The organism is Phocoenobacter atlanticus subsp. cyclopteri, assembly GCF_018343795.1.
GTDB lineage: Bacteria > Pseudomonadota > Gammaproteobacteria > Enterobacterales > Pasteurellaceae > Phocoenobacter > Phocoenobacter atlanticus.
In genome coordinates, this window is the sequence record NZ_CP074346.1 from 1,059,096 (window position 1) to 1,073,764 (window position 14,669).

Genomic DNA, 14,669 nt, shown 5'->3' on the forward strand with positions numbered 1-14,669 from the left:
ATGAATAAATATAAAAGCTATCCCTTATATTTATTCACTCCACCGCCGCAGTTATGCTAGATAAATGGCGGTGGGTGAAAAGTTTATAAATTACATAATTACCCCCTTAGATTTAATAATTCAGAATTTTCATAAATATTTCCGACAACCAAAGGATAACGAAAAGAGCATAATGACATACGTCCAGCTTTAAACATTTCTGATTCGTACTTAACTGTTACAGGGGGCGTTAGATCAATACTGAAATTGTCGTGACATATTAGATCTCCTTTGTCATAATTATTACTATCATTAATTATTATGTCTCCTTCATAAATTTCTTTATTGTTTATGTCTTTAAGCCCTGTGTATTGCATTATTACAACTGGACAACCTTGGTCTTGCCATAAAAATAACTGTCCTGCTTTATAATTCATATGCATTTCTTCATTTTCTGTGTTCCAAGCTCTAAATTTAAACTCTCTCATTTTCTTTACTCCCTTATTTCCCTTGAATAGCCAAAAATTCACTTTCTTTAATTTCTGTTAAAAAATCAGGAATGCTAGAGGGTTGTTTACCATCTACAAATGGTATTTCAAGCAACAGTGTTTTATTTACCACACCAATTGATGAAAAATAAGCAGTTGCTCTTCCAAGTGTCGAGCTAGGCAATTTCAATTCACGTAACATAAAATCACGGAAGCAAGAATGTTTTTTTAGTATTTTACGAATTTCATCAATTTTTGATGCTAATTCTTTTCCTTTCTTATACCTTTTGTCAGGACTAACAATAAACTCCTTTTTATTATCATTAAGAGGTTTGATTTTATATGAAGCATCGTGCTTTATTGTCTCGAAAAGTGGATTGTTTTTATCGCAAACAATTCCACAAATGTAGTCTTCTCCACCTGCCCAACCGTCATAAAAAGGTATGGTGTCAACTACTTTTTGAAGACTCTCATTACGACTCTTTCTTGTTTCTAACCAATTATCATTAAGTTTCTTTAGAGGTTCTTTCTCTAAATCGCCTTTAAAATATTTATATTCCATCTTCTTTCTCCTGATTTTTAATAAACTCACTTAATAACGGTTTTAGCAAAACCACTTCTTTTGCCCCTTCTCGCCATAATTTTTCCGCTTTATCTACATCATCTTTTTGCAGTGCAAATAAAGCGTGTTGCAATGTGTCAATAGCGATAAACATTTCATCAAAAACATCTGCTTTTTCATTTAATTCCACAATCAAAGCCCCTGTTTCTCACGTTGATAAATTCGCTCGCCCCACGCTTCTAGATAACGTTCATTTTTTTGATTTTCGATATCTCTAGCTTGTTTAGCAACATAAATATATGTTGTCTTTCTTTCAGCTTCTAATTGCTTTTTTATTGTTGCATTTGCTGACTGTACTATACTGCTCATTGTTTTACTCCTTTGTTAATTTAAAACACTTTATAAATGCCCCTTAAACACAATTTAAAGAGCATTGAAAAGGGTTTTATTTCCAGTCGTCCCAAACGTCATAAATTATATAAATAAGGAATAATATGCAAAAAACATCAGCAACATCAATACCAACAAAACCCATCTAAACCCCCGCAATATCCAATGAAATAGGATTGTATTTCCCATTTTTATCACGTTGATAAAAACGAACATAATCCTTTGAACCCACGACCTGAATGCTGTCTGAAATCGCTTGCATTGCGTTATTCCAACGCTCGTCATCAATCTCAACTCGTCTTAGTGAAAGAATACGAGAAGTTGAAAGATTACCCTCTTTATCTACTTGAAACGCATTATCAATCAATACTTTTAGCTCAGGTTTTGAACCTTCTGACCAATCGTGCAAGCATTCATCAATAAGGGATTTAGCAGCGTGGATACGCTCGTCAAAACAGATATGCTCCGCCACAGCCACCTGTAACTTATATTCGCCGTCATAGGTAAAGAGCGTAACATTGCCTTTCTTACCGCCTATACTTGCGTTATATTTCTCGGCTGAAAGTTCAACAAATGCCCCCACGTCATCAAATACTTGCGTTTTAAATTGACGGAGATGTTTTTGAACTGCAAGCGCTTGAGATATAAGAAAACGAACTAACTCATCACGCTCTTTGTCTATCTCTTTAACGTTCGCTTCTGGAATAAGTTGCCCTTTGGCATTTTTCCAAAAGTATCTGCCATCTATAGTGAAATGTTTACTCATTGTTTTCTCCTGTTATTAAAAATAATTAAACTAAATACTTACACCACACAATCACACAACCATTTAATTGCATTTGTACCTCGTGATACTCTCGACCTTTTCTTATATAAGTAAATGCCTTGTGTTCTGCTTCCAATTGATCTGTTATATGGTTTCTATCCACTCTGATTACTGGCGATTTTGTTTTTAAATCAAGGTTGATTACTGATAGTCCCATATCATTTAAAATCTCTATCGTTTCTTGAATTTTGCTCACAAAACCCAGCATTATTTGATTGTTTCTGTTAAGTGGTTTTTGAATATTCATTGTTTATACCCCATTAAAATTTGGATCTATTGCTTTTCTAAGTTCAAATATTTTATTTTTATTTAAACTCATTAACTCTAAGTATTCGGTTATGACTTTTTCTACTTCTACATTCTTATTTTTAAATAGATCTTCTAACCAATATATTGATACTTCTATGTTAAAATGAGAATCTACAAGCAAGCCCACTGCATATTTAATTTGTTCTTCTCTTAGAATTTGTTCTTTTTTTTCTTTTTTAAAGTTTTTCATACATTATTTGTCCCTTGTAAATCATTATGTGCTGCAATAATTAAATCTGTAGTAATAGCTATGCCACTTCCTTTTGCTGCCATTCCAGCTAATCGCAAAGTTTGGGTTAAACTTCTTAAACCGCCCCCTTTTGTTGCTATCTCACTCATTACGGTCATTGCTTCAGTGTCATCTACTAATCCCCAAGCGTTCGCTATCGCTTGAATGTCGCCTTTTTTACATTTCTGAATGTTTATGCGCTTGGCAATGCGTGACCACAATCTCGCAAATTCGTGGGCTTGGTGCGAGCCTCCACGCAATCTGTTATAAACTTTGTCATTTCCCACTAAAACCAAGCCAATATTTGTTTCTTCTTGCATAATACGAAGCTCTTCAAGAGCGTCATAAGGCAGATGATCCGCTTCATCAATAATTACTAAGCCATTTGTATTCATCAGTTTTTTGCGAATTAAACGAGCAGATGAGCCTTTACGCTTCGGTGCATCGCCGATACCAATTTCTAAGGCTAATTCATATAAAATCTCGCTTAATGACGCTCGGCTAGGGCTTGCAGTGATAAGCCAAACATTTGTAGATTGCTGAGCATATTGTTGCAGTGCTTTGGTTTTACCTACACCACTCGCCCCATAAATCACATTGATACAGTTCGCAATGCGTGAGAAATCAAGGGCTTTAAAAATCTGTTTAGATGTTGAAGTTTCAATAAATTCAGGTGCTTCTATAAATTCCTGTGACAGTTTTTGAAAACGCTCAAAATATTCATTAATTTTGTTTTCAACATTTTCAATATTGCCTTTATAGTTGCCGTTTAAGTACGAAGACATTAATCCACTCGTCACACCTATTTCTTTAGCTAGTTTAGATTGTGAAATGTTGGTATCTTCAATGTGTTGTCTGATTTTTGCTATTAAGTTCATTCTTTTTTCCTCTTTTTAAAAGTGTTTAAAAGTCGTTTAAATCAGCGTTTAAGCTTCAATTTATTTGTTTTATCAACACCGAGTTGGAAAGCTTTTTCAAACTCGCTAATTTCTTCATCTTCTTCAATTACTACTTGTTGTTTTAATGCCACCGAACCCTGTGTTTGATAAAGTTCTATAATGCTAGGCTGTGGTACATCTTCCTCTGTTGTTTCTGGTAAATATGCGGCAGTTTCTTGTGCTTCCATTAAATCCATTGCTTTTGCTTGCTGTTTAACTGCTTTTGTAAATTGTTTGCGATGTTTACTGTGTTCACGTGCTACTGATTTATCGCCAAATCCTGCGGTAATTGAGCATTCAGCAGTGCAGATATAACGCCCATCTAAGGTATAAACCTCTACATTTTCGTGTAATTTTTCTGGGTCAAATCGAACAACCACTTTTTTGAACTCTGAACTGATTAATTTTTGCGACCAGTACACATTGGTACGTCCAAATAACTTACCGCCAGCCTCAAGTTTAAATTCACCTTTCTTATTAATTGTTACTGCTTCGCTCATTAGCATAAGCTGTCTAATTTGCTCATCTGTTGCTTTTCGCACTTTTGCTAGAGCATAATCACGTGCGAATACGTCGCTATAACTAAATAAGCCTTGTGTGATTTCACCCTTACGCTGTGGGCGTTCATTCCATTGCTGGATACCCTGTTCTAGGGCTGTGATAAATACGTCAAAATCAACGCCATCTTTACCGTAGTTGTAATTGTCTGGCTTGTTGTAGACGTTTTCACCTGCAAAATAGCCAGCTAAACTTGGGTGTTTATCGACCACTTCACCCAATCCACCGTGCGAAAATGCACGTTCTATAGGCTTAGCTTGTCCGTGTCCCTTGCCTGCGATAACACTTGTCCAGTGAAGAGTAATACCGAGCAATGGGATAATTCCGACTGGATCATCTTCTTTTACTTTAAAGCGGTAACGATTTTTAACGCCCCCAGTGAGCCATTTGTTCGCAGCTGCACGAGTGTTGTCTATCGTGCAATCTTTAGGAATACCGTACTTGTTGATTAAATCCATTAGACTGAGGCGAATAGTGTCGCTGTTTTCACTTAAATCACAACGCCAAGCTAAGATTTTGCGTGTTCTAACGTCTTGCCAAAGCCACGTTTTAGGTCGCACTATTTCACCATTTTTCCACTTAACAAACACGTTATGCTGATAACCGTCTCCGTTTATCCATTCCATCGCCTGTAAATCTTCAACGCTTCTACGCATTGCTGGATATAAATCAAATAACGCACGCTCGCCATCCCTTAAGAAAACTTGTACTTCTTTTTGTACTTCACGCTTTAATTTGCGTTCTAATGCTGGTTTTGCTGGAATTGTCCAACCCATTTCTTTTGCACTGCGTGTCAATCTGTAATAGCACGCCGAGAAGCTAGGACGTTCAGGTCTTAAGTAGTCGGCAAGTAAGACTTCCCACGCTTCAACGTCTATCTCTGCGTAGTTAATTTTGCGATTGCTTCCACTTTTGCAGAGCAGAATGGCGAGCCAATCACTGCGTTCAAATTTGCGGACTTTGTAGTACCAGTTTTTAAGTGAGCCGTGAGAGACGTTGAATGCTTTTGCAGTGTCATCTATTGCTTGCATTAGATTTAATCCAGCTTTCACTTGATCATCTAATGCAACACAGGCTTGGAATTTAAGTTTTGCTTTGTCTTTTTGAGTATTGTTGGCTTTTTCAAAGCGTTCCCATTGTGGCAATAAAGCAAAACTTTTAGACTCTGCTGTACAAACGGTACGTTCTTTATTTGCTTTTGCAATTTTTAGGATAATGGCTTGTTGAATATCTTGATTAAAACTTTCAAATGAATATTCAAGCCCACCACCTTTGCCTTGTCTTGGGCGTGATTGCCAGTTTTCTCGGTTGGCTTTTTTTCTAATCCCTAATACGGTTGATGGCAAACTATTGAGATTTAACTCAATTAACTCTTGTATTGTGTAATATTCTTGTTTGCTCATTTTTAAATCCTTACTTGTAACTTCATAGTTTCAAGTTTAAATTTCTAATTATTTTGTTTTAAATAATTAACATATTGTTTTATAAAATATTTTTATAACTTGTAACTGTTACAAGTTTCTTATTAGAAAGTTACAAGTTTAAGCCTATAACTTGTAACTCAATCTTCATCATAGAAACCAAGTTTGTTTGCAATAAGTAAACTTTTTCCAACTCGTCCTTTTCTTTCTCCATTTAGTAATGAATAAACATTTTTTACGTTAAAACCATTTTGTTCAGCCCATTCTTTAATCGTTAAGCCCTGAGCATAGATTTTTGCTTTTGCATTACGCAATTTTTGTTCACTGTGCATCATAAAATAATCCTTAATATTGGGTTAAAGTGTGGTAAAATTACCTCGTTTTTTTATTTATAACTTCGCTTTTGCGTTGTTATGTGTGTTATTGTATTTATTCATTTGGATAAGTCAAGCTATTTTTTTATCTTTTTGAATAAGTTTATTTTTAAGGATTAAGAATGTTTTCAGAAAGATTAAAGATAGAAAGAACTAGATTAGGTTTAAAACAAACCGAATTTGCTGAATACTGTGGTGTTAAAAGTATTGCTCAATCCAACTATGAAAGGGGAAACCGTAAGCCTGATAGTGATTATTTACAAAAAGCCTATGAATTAGGTGTTGATATTCAATATTTAATTACAGGGAAGCCATCTCATACAAATATCAATACAGAAGAAGCCTTTTTATTACAACAATTTAGACAATTAACCTCAGAACAGAAAAAAATGATGTTAGGGTTCTTGTTAGGTGGTTTTACTGGTATGAACCAACCAACAAAATCTAATAGCCCTGTTGTTGGTGGTAATAACTCAGGAAGCGTTATTGTTGGGGATAAAAGTGTAATAAATAATATTAAGACTGAGAAGATCGTTACTCGTACAAAAGCAGAAGTTAAGCCAAATGAAACTCATATTAGCGAAAAAATGGCTAGAAAAATTAAAGACTTAGTAGATGAGATTGTTCAATTAGAATCAAAAGTAAAAAGATATCCTAAGGGATATCCTGCTGTATGGGGATCTTTGAATAAGCATTGTGGTGTAACACAATACCACTTAATTCCACTTGAATGTTATCCAAAAGCAGAAAAGTATTTAAGACAATGGATTGGAAGACTAAGTTCTTCAAAGTCTGCACCTAAAAAGGTTGGTAGTGAGTGGCGTAAAAAGAAATATGCGTATATTAAACTTAATACAAAGCAATACAATCTTAATGAATGGCTTGATAATTACCTTTATACAAAATATGGTGTTATAAGTATCTCTGAATTAAATGATACAGAACTTCAAAAAGTTTATCTTGCGGTATCTTCTAAAAAACGACGCTAAGGTATATAATTTAAATGCTATTTAAACGCTTTTAAACGTTCATTCTAATTTCGCAGTTTTTGCGGTTTAAATTTAAGGTTTTTATTATTTTTTCGCAGTTTTGGATTTTTTGATGTTTCAACAATAAAAAAGGGGCAAAACTACCGCAAGCCCCTTTCTTTCTATGTTTTTACCCACTAGATCCCGTTAATTTTTACCAATTCCCACATTTCTTTTATTTTCTTAGTTTTAATGATCTTCTACAATTAGGCTATCAAACACCTCTTGAGGTAAAATCTAGATTTGGGTGCGTTGCACTTCAAACTTGAATCCGCCCGATTTTAAAATCATTTTATTATCAATAAGTTACAAAAACTATCAAAAAAAGGGTATTTTTCTAATTTTTCATTTCAGGTATTGAAAAATCAGGGATTTATGAATAAAATTCCTAGGTTAACCATCGTGTAGATGGCTTAGAAACAGCCTTTTTGAAAGACTGGATACTTGGGAAAGTTAACCATCGTGTAGATGGCTTAGAAAGCCTCGAAAGCACCCTGCGGTAAATTATCACCGTTAACCATCGTGTAGATGGCTTAGAAAACTGGGTCACCACATTTTTAAAAGTTTGCGAGAATTACCATCGAGTAGATAGCTTAGAGATTTTTTAGACAGGGCATGCCCTGTCTCTACGGGATTACTATTGAATAAATAGCTTAGAAATATTAAAGCAAAATTTTCAAGTATAAGAAACTGGTTACCACCGAATAGATGGCTAAAAACGTAGGAACAGGGCATGCCCTGTTCAGCTAAACCACCACATAATCATTTACAATTAATTTACACCTAAAAAATGACTCTCTGTCTCTAAAAATTTATTATTAAACCCTATTTAAATGATACCAGTGGGAAAGTAATACACCAGTATTCACCGCAACATTTAAACCATTCTGCAAAGGATTAACAACTGAAAGCTGTACCGTAATATCTTCAGCATATTCAATCTCATTAGATATTACTTCACTTAATACAAAAACAATTTTATTACCTAAATTAATTTTAGGTAAAAGTGAGGCTTTTTTACTATGTGTTAAATGCACAATTTGATAGCCTGCTTTTCTTAATTGAGTAAAAGCGATCTGTTTATGCTTAGTTTCTAGCATTCTAATAAACTCAAATCCACCCTCAGCAACACGTGCTGCACTACTTGAATTGAGCTTATCAGTATTCTCGGTAATCACACCTTTAATTCCATAAAAGCTACAAGTTCGAATAATACCGCCAACATTTTGAGCATTATGAATATTATCTAAAAATACCAGACAATCATTTTGCTTGGGTGTGCTTAAATAACCTTCCAAACTAAATGTTTTTGCTTTTTTAACTAAAAGGCAAATTCCACCATGATGCTCTGTACCTGTCACAGTAGTTAATTCTTCTTTGTCCACAATATGGTAAGCTTTTTTATTTTCAGCAAGGTAGCTTAATAACTCTCCCTGCTTTTTTGCCACTTCAATGGTTGCCCATAAACGAACAATCGACTCTGGTCGCTGTGTAAAAAGTGTATGGCAACTATTTTCACCATACACCTTCATCTCTTCATTACGATTTTTACGGATTTTTTCAGGTGCTCTTGGGGATAATGCTCCCGTTTGCGTTTCACTGCCTTTTACCCTGATCTTCACACTCCCCTCTTTTTCACCTGATTTTTTAGCAAAACGTGGATAGACTGCCTGTGGTTTCTTTTCTGACTTTGGTTGAAATGATTTACGTTCAACGGTTTTAAACTTAGGTTTATCTTTCATTTTATTTTCTTTTATTTCTTATCTCTAATGAGAAGTATCTAATTCAGGAAATGATTTTACTAAATCATCAATCGCTTTCATTTGTGCAACAAAAGGTTCTAAGGCGGAAAGTGGTAAAGCCGAAGGACCATCACATTTTGCTTTATTTGGTTCAGGGTGAGCTTCGAGGAATAAGCCCGCCAGACCTATCGCCATTCCTGAACGAGCCAATTCAGTCACTTGATCACGACGACCACCAGAGGAAGCACCAAATGGATCACGGCATTGTAATGAGTGAGTGACATCAAAAATCACGGGGGCTCCTTTTGAGGCTTTTTTCATCACTCCAAAACCTAACATATCTACTACTAAATTATCATAACCAAAGTTTGCTCCACGATCACATAAAATCACTTTATCATTACCACATTCTGCAATTTTTTCGACGATATTCCCCATTTGACCAGGGCTTAAAAACTGTGGTTTTTTTACGTTGATAATCGCACCTGTGCGAGCCATTGCTTCCACTAAATCTGTTTGACGAGCTAAAAATGCAGGAAGTTGAATAATATCAACCACTTCTGCGACAGGCTGACATTGATAAATTTCGTGTACATCAGTAATAATTTTTACGCCAAATGTTTCTTTAAGCTCTTGAAAAATCTTTAAACATTCATCCATTCCTGGTCCACGATAAGAGTGGATGGATGAACGATTGGCTTTATCAAATGAAGCTTTGAAAACGTAAGGTACATTTAATTTTTGGGTTACTTCGACATATTTTTCACAGGTTGCCATTGCCATATCACGGCTTTCTAATACGTTTACACCACCGAATAACACAAAAGGTTTATCGTTGGCAATTTGAATATTATCTAATTGAATAAGTTTATTTTTCATACATAATTCCTTAAATTTTTACAAAATCAATGCAGTTGATTATGATGTGTGTGTTTTAATAATGTTGGCATTTCCAGTTTTAACATTAATGCTGAAGGATCTTCAGGACATTGCTCAATAAAATAATTAAGATCTTTCGCCGCTGCATCAAAGCAATCCAAACTGGCTAATACCATTCCTCGGTCTCTAATTTCATAAGGATCATCAGGCATAAAAATGAGACGATACTCAATCAAAGCTAACGCTTTTTCATAATTACCTTCACGAGTTAATGCCATTTTAGCAATGGTTTCCAAACGTTCTAATAACTCATTAATTTCAGCAACTTTGGTAAATTCAAGTGATAGCTCTGTTTCAAATCCAAATTCACCCTCTAACCATTTTTGTAATTGCTCCAATGAAAGCGTTTGCCCTCCCCAAGGATTGATAAAACGAGTTTTAGGTTGATTATTATCATCAATATAGTCTGCTCGTAAAATTAATTGTGTTGGGAAATTCACAGGATAAATCGGAAGCTCTAATGCTGCTGCCAAATAAAGAACGACTGCACCAATTGAAACAGGCATTCCTCGTCTATCAGATAGAACATAATTCATCAAAATATTTTCAATATTAAAATAGTCTCGATCACAATAAAATCCCCATTCATTATAAACCAAATCTAATAGTTGATTTATACGTTGCTCCTCTGTTTCGGCATTCACTAATTTTTTTACTTTTCTGACTAAACTAGACATATATCCAAAAACCTGAGGTGAATGAAAACTATCATCAATAACCAATGAAAGTCTTAATAATTCTTTATAGAGAAACTGTTTTAACTCTCTTTCCTGTTTTGTTTGTTTATTCATAATTATTACTTTAATATTGCCCAAGTTACTCGATCATTACCTGCATAATCCTGTTCAGTACAAGGTTCATTCCACAAAGTGAGATCAAATAATTGTTGTACCTGTATTGCTTGTTGCCAGCCGTGTTCAAGAAACAAGCCCCCTTTAGATGCTAAATAAAGCGGTGCGTTACTCACAATTTTTTGCAAATCACTTAATCCTTGTTGTTCAGCAACCAATGCTGAAAGTGGTTCAAACCGAACATCCCCTTGTTGTAAATTTTGGTCTTGTTTATCAATATAAGGAGGATTACTTACAATAAGATCAAATTGTTTATTTTGCAAAGAACTAAACCAATCGCTTTGTAAAAAATGTACCTGCTCAAATCCTAAGCTTTTTCTATTTTGTTCTGCTAATTGTACTGCATTTAATGATTTATCAACACCGATAATTTGTACTTTTTTGCCTAATTCACTTGCCAGTGCCAATGCTATTGCACCCGTTCCAGTACCCAAATCTAGAATTTGTAAATTTTCACAAAAATCTAACCGCTTCAAAGCAAACTCTAATGCAACTTCCACTAATCTTTCTGTATCAGGACGAGGAATTAAGGTAGAGGTTGCCACTTTTAATGGTAACGACCAAAATTCTTTTTTACCAATAATATAAGCTATTGGTTCACCTTTTAAACGACGGGATAATAACACCTTAAGTTGCTGTTGTTCCGCCTCTAGTAATTCTGTTTCAGCAAAGGCAAACAAACGAGACTTAGATTGTCTCGTTACAAATTGCAACAATACCCGTGCATCAGATTTTGGATTAAGATAAGGGTCTTGTTTACAATTCTTTGATAGCAATGCCTCTGCATCATTAAGCCATTGGGCATAGTTCATAATAATATTACATTCAAAAATAGATAAGTATTAAGTATATTGTAACAAACTCTATTTAAATGTTTAGAATTATTTATTCTTGTTTAGTAGATAATCTTTATTTCAACAAATAGCCCTTTAACTGTTCAAAATTATTATCCATTTCATCAGAAAGCAGTGGCATTTTATTATGCTTATCTAATGCTTCTGGCAATGGAAGATCAATATTTAAAATACGATCGACACTTTCTTTGAATTTAGCGGGATGAGCAGTGCAAAGGAAAACACCTGTTTCATCTTCTGCTAATTGATTTAACAATATTTGATAAGCAATAGCACCGTGCGGTTCGCATAAATAACCTAATTCATTCATTGCTTGTAAACTTTGCTCTGTTTGAAGATCGGTCAACATCCCTGATGCTAATTCTTTAAATGACCAGTTGTTACGTTTAAACAATTCTTCTACACGAGGCCAGTTATTTGGACGGCTTACATCCATTGCATTAGAAAGAGTTGCAACCGTTGAATTAGGTTGCCATTGTCCTGATTGTAAGTAACGAGGTACAGTATCGTTACTATTGGTTGAAGCAATAAAACGTTTAATAGGTAAACCTAAACTTTTGGCGATTAATCCTGCTGTTAAATTCCCAAAGTTACCACTTGGTACGGACACGACAAGATTTTGTCGTTTTTCTTTTGGAAGTTGTGCCACTGCTTCAAAATAGTAACAAATTTGAGCCAACAAACGGCTGATATTGATGGAATTGGCTGAATTTAAGCCGATGGTTTCTCGTAAATATTTATCATCAAAAGCCTGTTTAACTAAGGCTTGGCAATCATCAAAATCGCCCTTGATTGCAACGGTGCGAATATTTTTACCTAACGTACAGAATAACTTTTCTTGCAGTGGGCTGATTTTTCCTTTTGGATATAAAATAACCACTTCAATATTTTCTAAACCATAAAATGCGTGTGCTACTGCCGCTCCAGTATCACCAGAGGTTGCGGTCAAAATGGTAATTTTTTGATCAGAAGTAACCGCTTTCAAAACTTGTGCCATAAAACGTCCGCCGAAATCTTTAAAAGCTAAGGTTGGACCGTGAAAAAGTTCAAAGGCATAAATATTCTCTGTGACTTTTTCAAGGGGAGCAGGAAACGTGAAGGCATTTTTAATGACATTATTTAAGGTCTCTGTTGGTAATTCATCGCCGATAATCGCCCCTAAAATCGCTTGGCTACGCTCTACCAACGGCATTGCTAACAGTTCATCAATATTATCTAATTTGGGTAAAATCTCAGGAAAAAATAGTCCTTGATCCTTTCCCAATCCTTGACGCACAGCTTGAGCAAAATTAACATTTTCTTCTGGGTGTTTGATGTTGTATAAATTCATTTCAGTTCCTTTTTTATCAATTATTGTTTGAATTTTTAAGATATAAAGTGATTTTAGCTATTCAAAGATAAGTAGTAAACTGAAAAATGATTATTTTTTATGTATAATGTAGGTAATCAGAAATTGATGATAATTGATTGGTTGTAAAGGCGGATTTAATAAGCATAGCAAATGGAATATCCGCCCACAATGTGTAGCTCACTAATGTAAAATAAAATGATAAAAAATTTGTCATTTCATAAACTTGCTATGTAGTTTTTGTTAAAATTTTATATTGAGCAATGGGCGGATATACGCAAACTCACGTTTGCTAATCCCGCCCCTACGATAACTACATTAATATAAGCGGTCAGATTTCAATTAAAATTTACCATTTTTAAATAACGAGAAAATTATGTTTGAAAATTTATCCGATAGACTTTCCCAAACCCTTAAAACTATTAGTGGCAAAGGGCGTTTAACTGAAGACAATATTAAAGACACGCTCCGTGAAGTGCGTATGGCATTGCTTGAAGCGGACGTGGCGTTACCTGTATTACGTGAATTTATCAGCAAGGTAAAAGAGCGAGCGATTGGCGTTGAAGTCAATAAAAGCCTTACTCCGGGGCAAGAATTCGTTAAAATTGTTAAAGCTGAGCTTGAAAATGCAATGGGTGAAGCCAACGAAGGGCTAAACCTTGCAAGCCAACCGCCTGCGGTCATTTTAATGGCGGGTTTACAGGGGGCTGGTAAAACCACCTCTGTGGGTAAATTATCTAAATTCTTAAAAGAAAAACATAAGAAAAAAGTCTTAGTGGTGTCTGCCGACGTTTATCGTCCTGCGGCGATCAAACAGTTAGAAACCCTAGCCAGTGATTTAGATATCGCTTTCTTCCCAAGTGAAACCAGTCAAAAACCAACGGATATCGCTACAGTAGCCCTAAAATACGCAAAATTAAATTTCTTTGATGTGTTGATTGTGGATACGGCGGGGCGTTTGCACGTTGATAGTGAAATGATGGATGAAATCAAACAAATTCATCAGGTGCTAAATCCAATCGAAACCTTATTCACTGTGGACGCAATGACAGGGCAAGACGCAGCGAATACCGCAAAAGCCTTTAATGAGGCGTTGCCTTTAACGGGTGTGATCTTAACCAAAGTGGACGGTGATGCACGTGGTGGTGCGGCGTTATCCATTCGTCAAATCACAGGTAAACCGATTAAATTCTTAGGTGTGGGCGAAAAAACCGACGCCTTAGAACCTTTCCACCCTGATCGTATCGCTTCTCGTATTTTAGGAATGGGTGATGTGCTTTCTCTAATCGAAGATTTAGAAAAATCTGTTGATCGTGAAAAAGCTGAGAAAATGGCGAAAAAATTCAAGAAAGGTGATGCCTTTACCCTTGAAGATTTCCGTGAACAACTGATCGAAATGAAAAAAATGGGCGGAATGGCATCAATGCTTGATAAATTACCGGGAGCAAAAAATCTGCCTGCTCACGTGAAAGGTCAAGTAGATGATAAAATGTTCCATAAAATGGAAGCCATTATCAACTCAATGACGTTAAAAGAGCGTGCTAATCCATCCATTATCAAAGGATCACGCCGTAAACGTATCGCAATGGGTTCAGGAACGAAAGTACAAGATGTGAATAAATTACTCAAACAGTTCGACGATATGCAAAAAATGATGAAAAAAATGCGTAAAGGCGGAATGAGTAAAATGATGCGTGGAATGCAAGGAATGATGGGTGGTGCTGGCGGAATGGGTGGTATGTTTGGCGGTCGCCGTTAATTTTTTGTAAATTAATAGAAAAACACCCACCCTAGCCTTTCCCCGCAAGCGTAGTATAAACCCCAAATTTTGGA

The 14,669-nt window shown here is 35.4% G+C and carries 17 protein-coding genes; 2 read left to right on the forward strand and 15 right to left on the reverse strand.

The features are described 5' to 3' along the window. Positions 1 to 98 precede the first annotated feature (98 nt). The 10 genes from KGI96_RS05040 to KGI96_RS05085 form a co-directional block, all read right to left on the reverse strand. Entirely contained in the window at positions 99 to 467 is a 369-nt protein-coding gene (locus tag KGI96_RS05040; protein WP_211597944.1) for a YopX family protein, read from the reverse strand. Positions 468 to 480: 13 nt separating this feature from the next. Continuing rightward, positions 481 to 1,029: a DUF5420 family protein gene (locus tag KGI96_RS05045; RefSeq protein ID WP_211597945.1), complete on the reverse strand. Its 549-nt coding sequence runs from the start codon at positions 1,027 to 1,029 to the stop codon at positions 481 to 483. Further along, positions 1,019 to 1,219 (reverse strand): hypothetical protein, encoded by a 201-nt coding sequence (locus tag KGI96_RS05050; protein WP_211597946.1) that lies wholly within the window; start codon positions 1,217 to 1,219, stop codon positions 1,019 to 1,021. Before KGI96_RS05050 ends, KGI96_RS05045 begins: the two co-directional genes overlap by 11 nt. Positions 1,220 to 1,221: 2 nt before the next feature. After that, entirely contained in the window at positions 1,222 to 1,398 is a 177-nt protein-coding gene (locus KGI96_RS05055; RefSeq protein WP_211597947.1) for a hypothetical protein, read from the reverse strand. A gap of 166 nt (positions 1,399 to 1,564) precedes the next feature. Beyond that, positions 1,565 to 2,185 carry a DUF3164 family protein gene (locus KGI96_RS05060; protein WP_211597948.1) on the reverse strand — a complete coding sequence of 207 codons (621 nt, stop codon included), beginning with the start codon at positions 2,183 to 2,185 and terminating at the stop codon, positions 1,565 to 1,567. A gap of 25 nt (positions 2,186 to 2,210) precedes the next feature. Next, on the reverse strand, positions 2,211 to 2,492 hold the full coding sequence (locus KGI96_RS05065) for a hypothetical protein (protein ID WP_211597949.1): 282 nt from the start codon (positions 2,490 to 2,492) through the stop codon (positions 2,211 to 2,213). 3 nt (positions 2,493 to 2,495) lie between these two features. Further along, complete coding sequence (locus tag KGI96_RS05070; RefSeq protein ID WP_211597950.1) at positions 2,496 to 2,744, reverse strand: hypothetical protein; 249 nt, start codon at positions 2,742 to 2,744, stop codon at positions 2,496 to 2,498. Continuing rightward, a complete protein-coding gene (locus KGI96_RS05075) occupies positions 2,741 to 3,661 on the reverse strand; it encodes an AAA family ATPase (protein ID WP_211597951.1) in 921 nt (306 codons plus the stop codon). The genes KGI96_RS05070 and KGI96_RS05075 overlap by 4 nt, the downstream gene beginning before the upstream one ends. Positions 3,662 to 3,702: 41 nt before the next feature. Next, positions 3,703 to 5,682: a transposase domain-containing protein gene (locus KGI96_RS05080; RefSeq protein WP_211597952.1), complete on the reverse strand. Its 1,980-nt coding sequence runs from the start codon at positions 5,680 to 5,682 to the stop codon at positions 3,703 to 3,705. A 158-nt stretch (positions 5,683 to 5,840) separates the two neighbouring features. Further along, positions 5,841 to 6,035, reverse strand: coding sequence for a helix-turn-helix domain-containing protein (locus KGI96_RS05085; RefSeq protein WP_229577246.1), 195 nt, complete (start codon positions 6,033 to 6,035; stop codon positions 5,841 to 5,843). 161 nt (positions 6,036 to 6,196) lie between these two features. On the opposite strand from KGI96_RS05085, the gene KGI96_RS05090 reads away from it, so the two are divergent. Continuing rightward, entirely contained in the window at positions 6,197 to 7,063 is an 867-nt protein-coding gene (locus KGI96_RS05090; protein ID WP_211597953.1) for a helix-turn-helix domain-containing protein, read from the forward strand. A gap of 857 nt (positions 7,064 to 7,920) precedes the next feature. Here KGI96_RS05090 and KGI96_RS05095 read toward each other — a convergent pair. The 5 genes from KGI96_RS05095 to thrC all read right to left on the reverse strand — a co-directional run bounded on the left by KGI96_RS05095 (position 7,921) and on the right by thrC (position 12,818). After that, the gene (locus tag KGI96_RS05095) at positions 7,921 to 8,844 is read right to left on the reverse strand and encodes a TrmH family RNA methyltransferase (protein WP_211597954.1); all 924 of its coding nucleotides are present in this window, start codon (positions 8,842 to 8,844) and stop codon (positions 7,921 to 7,923) included. Positions 8,845 to 8,868: 24 nt separating this feature from the next. Continuing rightward, positions 8,869 to 9,723: a 3-deoxy-8-phosphooctulonate synthase gene (kdsA, locus tag KGI96_RS05100; protein ID WP_211597955.1), complete on the reverse strand. Its 855-nt coding sequence runs from the start codon at positions 9,721 to 9,723 to the stop codon at positions 8,869 to 8,871. 26 nt (positions 9,724 to 9,749) lie between these two features. After that, positions 9,750 to 10,574 carry a SirB1 family protein gene (locus KGI96_RS05105; RefSeq protein ID WP_211597956.1) on the reverse strand — a complete coding sequence of 275 codons (825 nt, stop codon included), beginning with the start codon at positions 10,572 to 10,574 and terminating at the stop codon, positions 9,750 to 9,752. 5 nt (positions 10,575 to 10,579) lie between these two features. Then, a complete protein-coding gene (prmC, locus tag KGI96_RS05110; protein WP_213156573.1) occupies positions 10,580 to 11,446 on the reverse strand; it encodes a peptide chain release factor N(5)-glutamine methyltransferase in 867 nt (288 codons plus the stop codon). Between the two features lie 97 nt (positions 11,447 to 11,543). Next, a complete protein-coding gene (gene thrC, locus KGI96_RS05115) occupies positions 11,544 to 12,818 on the reverse strand; it encodes a threonine synthase (protein WP_211597958.1) in 1,275 nt (424 codons plus the stop codon). A 394-nt stretch (positions 12,819 to 13,212) separates the two neighbouring features. Between thrC and ffh the strand changes: the two genes are divergently transcribed. Next, complete coding sequence (gene ffh / locus KGI96_RS05120; protein WP_211597959.1) at positions 13,213 to 14,595, forward strand: signal recognition particle protein; 1,383 nt, start codon at positions 13,213 to 13,215, stop codon at positions 14,593 to 14,595. Positions 14,596 to 14,669: the final 74 nt, after the last annotated feature.